The sequence below is a fragment of the Dyella sp. 01N36 genome (assembly GCF_056399745.1).
In genome coordinates this window covers 1-2,501 of sequence record NZ_JBFTRY010000315.1, presented here as the reverse complement: position 1 = coordinate 2,501, position 2,501 = coordinate 1, and the positions used below count along the sequence as shown (strand labels likewise).

Below are 2,501 nucleotides of genomic sequence, written 5' to 3'. Positions count from 1 at the left end.
TACCGCTCCGTCGGCTGGTCGCGCACAAGTGCGCTCCTACAAGTTACGTTGCGATCAGATCGCCGCCTAAGCCACTTCCCCCAAATCCCGATACCTCTTCGACTCCCGCGCCGAAAGCCACAACGTCAACCTATCCGGCAGCAGCTTCATCATCGCCTTGATAAAGCGATTCACCCCGCCCGTCACACGCACAACCTCACCACACTCGACAGCCTCATACCCCTCACGCACCACAGCCTCAGCCGTCTGCCACATAAACCCAGGCAACTTATTCATCAACTGCCGCGTGCCCGTGACGTCATGAAACTCCGACCAAGTAAACCCCGGGCACAGCGCACAAACATTCACCCCAAGATGCCGGTTCTCCAACGCCAACGACTGCGAGAACTTGATCAGATACGCCTTGCTCGCCGCATAAAGCGTATGACCCGCCGACCCCGGCACATGCCCCGCCAGCGAAGCAACATTGACGATGCGCCCATATCCCCGCTCACGCATCCCCGGCAACAGACGCCAAGCCAACTCAGCCGGCGCAGTCATCAACACCCGGATAAACGCCTCATGCACCGGCCAAGCCACCGCTTCAAACGTGCCCGGCACCCCGTAACCGGCGTTATTGATCAGCCAGTCCACCTTGAGTCCACGCGCATCCAGCGCCTCGCACAGTTGGCGGACGGCGGCAGGGTCAGCCAGATCAGCCGCCAGAACTGTCACACTTGCCTTGTGCTGGTCGCGTAGCTCCTGCGCCAGCGCTTCAAGCCGCTCAACGCGTCGGGCAGTAAGCACCAGATCGTGGCCTCGCGCCGCAAGATCCCGCGCAAAGGCCGCGCCGATGCCGGCAGAGGCGCCGGTCACCAGACTCAATGGGCGGGCAGGTGGCATAGAAGTGGTCTCCTTGTGGTCCATCCGATTTTTTCCATAACGGCAAGGGTTTGTCGGGTCTTCGTTGCCAGTGGCATGGTCGATCGGTAAGCTTGGTCGTTTATACGCAATGGAACACGCGCATGCGCAAGAAACTCGTCGCCGGCAACTGGAAGATGCATGGTAGCCGCAGCATGGCGACAGCCCTGGTCAGCGACATCGTCGCCGCCTTGCCGACCGCCATCGATGTGGTGGTGATGCCGCCGTTCCCGTACCTGGGCGAACTGGCGAGCCAGCATGCCGGTTCGGGCCTCGGTTTTGGCGGCCAGGACGTGAGCGAGCACGAGGGGCAGGGCGCCTATACCGGTGAAGTGTCCGCCGCCATGCTGGCCGACATCGGTGCGCAGTGGACCATCGTCGGCCATTCCGAGCGCCGCCAGTACCACGGCGAAACCTGCGCCCAGGTGGCCCGCAAATTCGCCGCCGCCCGCGCCGGCGGTCTCACCCCCATTCTCTGCCTGGGTGAAACGCTGGCCCAGCGCCAGGCTGGCGAGACCGAAGAAGTCGTGGCGCGCCAGCTCAAAGCCGTGCTTGATCTCAACGGCATCGGCAGTTTCGACACTGCCGTGATTGCCTACGAACCCCTCTGGGCCATTGGTACGGGCCATTCCGCCACGCCGGAGCAGGCACAGCATGTGCATGCGTTCATCCGTAGCCAACTGGAAAAAGAAGATGCTATGATTGCCCGTCTGACTCGGCTGCTTTACGGCGGCAGCGTCAAAGCGGCGAATGCTGCGGAATTGTTCGCGCAAGCAGACGTGGATGGTGGACTGATCGGAGGCGCCTCGCTGGCATCGGCCGATTTCCTGGGAATCTGCGCTGCGGCGCATTAAGCGCTACGGACTCTTAAACAGAACCATGTTCGTCATCTTCAGCGTTTTCTACATTCTGATCGCCGCGGCGATGATCGTGCTGATCCTGATGCAGCGCGGCGCTGGCGCCGACGCAGGCTCGGGTTTCGGTGGCGGCGCGTCCGCAACCGTTTTCGGTGCACGCGGTTCGGCCAGCTTCCTCACTCGCTCCACGGCGGTGCTGGCAGCGCTGTTCTTCGCGTTGAGCCTGGGTATGGGTATCTACCTCGGCCACAACGGCAAGGCACAGTCCGATAACGGCAACGATCTGGGTGTGATGTCCGGTCTTGCCAACAAGCCGGCTGCAACGCAAAATGCGCAGCCCGCCGCTCCGGCCAACGCGGAAATCCCGCAGGCCACCAAGCCGGCACAGGGCGATGTCCCCGCTGCAACGGCTCCGGCCAAGTCTACGGGCGACGTGCCAGCCGCGACGGAACCGGCAAAGAAAAACTAAGTAAGACACCTGCCCAGGTGGCGGAATTGGTAGACGCACTACCTTGAGGTGGTAGCGCCGTAAGGCGTGGGGGTTCGAGTCCCCCCTTGGGCACCAATCGAAGATGGCGATGCGCGAGCATCGTTATCGAAAGCAAGAAACCGCCAGTTGGCGGTTTTTTTGTGCGCGCGTTTCGGGCATCGGGCCAAGGGAGTGAACCCGTCATGGCAGAGAAACGCTTGGACGCTGTGAGAAATCAGGGGTGATCCAAAGGTAGTTAATTCGAGCAATGGCGG

The 2,501-nt window shown here is 61.9% G+C and carries 3 protein-coding genes and 1 tRNA gene; 3 read left to right on the top strand and 1 reads right to left on the bottom strand.

The annotated features are described in order from the left end of the window. Positions 1-66: 66 nt before the first annotated feature. Positions 67-882, bottom strand: coding sequence for an SDR family NAD(P)-dependent oxidoreductase (locus AC1DMG_RS21585; RefSeq protein ID WP_477177477.1), 816 nt, complete (start codon positions 880-882; stop codon positions 67-69). Between the two features lie 122 nt (positions 883-1,004). On the opposite strand from AC1DMG_RS21585, the gene tpiA reads away from it, so the two are divergent. From tpiA to AC1DMG_RS21570, 3 genes are all read left to right on the top strand, one after another. Continuing rightward, positions 1,005-1,754, top strand: a complete 750-nt coding sequence (gene tpiA / locus AC1DMG_RS21580; RefSeq protein WP_204636373.1) for a triose-phosphate isomerase — start codon at positions 1,005-1,007, stop codon at positions 1,752-1,754. Positions 1,755-1,779: 25 nt separating this feature from the next. Beyond that, positions 1,780-2,226: a preprotein translocase subunit SecG gene (gene secG, locus AC1DMG_RS21575; RefSeq protein ID WP_477177476.1), complete on the top strand. Its 447-nt coding sequence runs from the start codon at positions 1,780-1,782 to the stop codon at positions 2,224-2,226. 11 nt (positions 2,227-2,237) lie between these two features. Further along, positions 2,238-2,322: transfer RNA gene (locus tag AC1DMG_RS21570), tRNA-Leu, on the top strand. Positions 2,323-2,501 lie beyond the last annotated feature (179 nt).